Annotated in this window: 3 protein-coding genes and 1 pseudogene; all 4 read left to right on the top strand. The window is 55.1% G+C overall.

The features are described from left to right. The first annotated feature begins 809 nt into the window (after positions 1 to 809). Complete coding sequence (locus AB4043_RS19720; RefSeq protein ID WP_442301192.1) at positions 810 to 1,250, top strand: hypothetical protein; 441 nt, start codon at positions 810 to 812, stop codon at positions 1,248 to 1,250. A gap of 105 nt (positions 1,251 to 1,355) precedes the next feature. Beyond that, the gene (locus AB4043_RS19715) at positions 1,356 to 2,423 is read left to right on the top strand and encodes a VWA domain-containing protein (RefSeq protein WP_442301191.1); all 1,068 of its coding nucleotides are present in this window, start codon (positions 1,356 to 1,358) and stop codon (positions 2,421 to 2,423) included. 148 nt (positions 2,424 to 2,571) lie between these two features. Beyond that, a pseudogene (locus AB4043_RS19710) lies at positions 2,572 to 2,928 on the top strand (FG-GAP repeat domain-containing protein); the annotation flags it as partial. Then, positions 2,898 to 3,604, top strand: a 707-nt coding sequence (locus AB4043_RS19705; protein WP_442307853.1) for an FG-GAP-like repeat-containing protein, incomplete at its 3' end; no start/stop codon positions are given. The pseudogene AB4043_RS19710 and the gene AB4043_RS19705, both read left to right, overlap by 31 nt.

Genomic DNA, 3,604 nt, shown 5'->3' with positions numbered 1-3,604 from the left:
AAGGGGAACGGACGAGTCGAGACTGCTTCCGTCCACAACTCGTTGTAAAGCATTATCAACGTAGATTCCCATCGTAGCGAGCCCTTGGGGGCAGGATGTCGCCCCACTGGCGGTGACCTGGACAGAGGAGCCTACGGTCGTATTGTTGGCGGGTGAAATTACTGCGACTTGTGCAACTGCGGATATTGCACAGCCAAAGAACAACATCAAACGAACAAAGGCGTTCATTCACTAACTTGGCGGCCCGGGCGAACCGCTTTTTTTCCTGGGGAAGTGCCGAGGAGTGCTCGCCTTGGCAACTTGAGTATATGAGAAAAAAAACACGAAAAGGAGGCAACGAGGTTCCCACAGATATGCATCTTTAGATAGCCCCCTAGCTTCGAGTAATTTATTCCCGAGAATCCGCAATTACTTCCCCCTTTCCGAATTTTCTTCCTGCCCTGATTACAAAAGCGAGCTACTAATTATCGCGGCATCAAAATGCAATCTAGATGCGGAAGTTCTAAAATCTCAATAGCGGACGCCCATAACTGAGTCATCCCGTCCTATCCTTGCGGCATCTGAACGCGCCGGCGACAAGCTTGACCATGCGCTACAAACACACCAAAACTCGCTTTCAACTTTCCCTTGCTGTCATCTTGACGTCCTTGATGTCATCGTCTCCCTTTTGCCGGGCACAATCGACACGACAGTCAACAGCAACGACAAAAAGGCAGCTCCGGTCTAGCAATAGATCGGATTCCAAAATAGTCAGCCCTGCTCCTGCTCCCCCGCCGCCGAGTCCCGCAACCGTTCTGCTAAAAGGGGGAATGCTCACCGTCGAAGCGAACAACTCTGAGCTTCGCCAGGTACTAGAGGATGTCTCGCGCAAGAGCGGCATGGCGATTCAGGGTCAGGTCAGAGATGGGCGGATCTTTGGCAGCTACGGCCCAGGCGAGCCATCGGCTGTCCTCACCGAACTTCTGTCTGGCCAGGGTTACAACATCCTGATCGTTGGTGGCGGCCCGCAAGGAGCTCCGCGGCGGCTGTTATTGACCGACCGCAGTGGGGGTCCATCTCTTCCTCCTCCGCCCACGGCGATTCAGAACAACACTGAAAGAGTCGAGCTCGGCCCAGGCGCCATCGCGCATCCCCCACCGGAGGCTGTGGACGATCCTCAGATGCGCACGTATCTCCGCGATCGGAAGCTGCAACAGATGTATGAGTCACAGGAGAAGGAGAATAAGGGAAACCCAGCGCCCCCTAAATAGACAAACAACGTTGAATGGCCTGGTTGTCATCCAATCAAACGTACGTTGAAGATTGTGGCAGTGCCTCAATCGGAACCCTACGGATCTTCGTTTGACCAGGTATCTATGCGGCTTCGCCTTTCCTTCCTGATCTGCTCGGTTTTGACAGTGATGTGTGCGCGTGCAGCTCTTGCGCAAACTGCGCCACAATCGTCACGCTCTCTAAGTGTGGATCGTGATCCGGCACCCTCCATCGATCCCGACAACGCTCCTCCTGCGCAGCCTGAACCAGCTTCCACTGCCGCGACCGGTCCGATCCAGAAGGATGCAGGTGGACGTTATACGTTACGAGCAGACGCCTATGAAGTACAGCTCAATGTAACCGTTCTTGATCCCTCAGGCCGGCCGGCGACCAATCTTACAAAAGACAAGTTCCAGGTCGCGGAAGACGGTGTGCCGCAAGTTATCACCAGCTTCCGGCATGAAGACACCGCCGTTTCGATCGGGCTGCTGATCGACAGTTCAGCGTCCATGTATGACAAGCGCGCAGCGGTAGAGAAAGCATCTCTGGACCTCATCCGGCTTTCCAATCCCAAAGATGAAGCCTTTCTCGTCGACTTCAGCTCAAAGGCTTACATCGATCAGGACTTTACCTCCTCGGTAGACAAGCTGCAGCAGGGCTTACGTTATGTGAAGTCCACCGGAGGCACCGCGGCTTACGACGCCGTGATGGCGTCAGCCGAATACATGTCGAAACACCGTAAGAATGCCAAACAGGTTCTCGTCCTGATTACAGATGGTGACGACAACGCTTCGCGAACGACATTGAGAGATATGATCAAGCGCGTGCAGGGTCTGGAAGGGCCGGTGATCTATTGCGTTGGCCTTCTCTTCGGTGACGACATCGACAAGGCGGAAGCACAGCGTGCTCACGCCCTGCTCGAACAGATTGCCGATCAGACGGGCGGAGCCGCCTTCTTCCCGAAATCACTGAAGGAAGTGGATACGATCGCCTCGGCCGTAGCAGAAGATATCAGAACCCAATACACCATCGGATACCGGTCTACCAATCCGCCTAGCAACGGCGGCTATCGCACAGTGCACGTCGATGCATTTGCGGGACGTCAGAAACTCACAGTGCGGACAAGAAATGGATATCTGGCAAAACCGTTACCGGTTGCATCCGCCAAATAGCTGATAACGCCTCCCTCAGCGCGGCACCCATGCGCTGGAAAGCTTCTGTCCTGAATAAAGAATTAATCGATAGCTTGAGCAACCATCTTGCCTACGGAAGACTCCTTTAGTCCGCAGCAATCACAAGGCTCGTCTTCAGGAGTCCCTCATGCGGTTCCCCGTTGTCCCTGTCTTACTTCTATTAGCCAGCAGCTCTCTTCTTCCCGCGCAAACCAATCCGAGTTTTGAACTGAGTCGCGATACCTACATGGCCTTCGGCGTCGAAGCCATGGCACAAGGTGACTTCAACGGAGACGGCAAACCTGACATGGTCTTCGGCGGAGGTTCCAGCTTTACCGTAGTCACGCTGCGCCTTGGTAACGGCGACGGGACGTTCCAGCCTCCGATCACGGTCGGGCAGGCGGACAGTTCAGAAGTGGAAGATATCGCCGCGGCTGACCTCAACCAGGATGGCAAGCTTGATGTCATTGCCCTTTGTATCGGTGGCACCTTCGATGTCTTTCTCGGCAACGGGGATGGTACCTTCCAACCTGCTGTCGCAATGGCTACCTCAGGTTCTCCACGTACCCTGGCCCCAAAGGACCGATCTCCACGTGCGAAGGTGTCGATGTCTTCTATGGGCAGGGACAGCAGAAGACCTTTGAACGCCACATCATCACCGCAGATACAGTTGGAGCAGCGAGATATCTATGGGCCGCTGACGTCAACGGCGATGGCATCGGCGATCTTGTCACCGGCACCTCCGACCAGAACGGCAGCCAGACAGGACTCTTCATTTGGCTCGGCCACCCGGATGGCTCCTTCGATCAGAGTGCGAGCCGCTTCATCGCAACCTCAAACGGCACCGGACAACTTGTCGTAGCGGACTTCAACCGCGATGGGATGATTGACTTCGCGCAAGCGCTTCCGGGAGACGCGCAAACCCAGATCTACCTGAACGCAACCAACCGTGCTCCCTGCGCTACAAGCCAGATCAATCCCACCGTCACGGTATGCCAGCCTGTCGACAATACCTACCTTCCCGCTCCCGCCCTCACAGTACAGGCCAACGCCTATGACACAAACCAGGTGACAGCGATGCAGTTGTATATCAATGGTTCCTTGGCCTATTCGCGGCCGGTCACTGGTTTCCACCGAACCTTCCAACTCGGAGAGGGCTCTTTTTATCTTGTCGCTAAAGC

The sequence above is a fragment of the Terriglobus sp. YAF25 genome (assembly GCF_052113305.1).
Classification (GTDB): Bacteria; Acidobacteriota; Terriglobia; order Terriglobales; family Acidobacteriaceae; genus Terriglobus.
The sequence above is the reverse complement of the archived record's forward strand: the minus strand, read 5'-3'. Positions and strand labels throughout refer to the sequence as shown.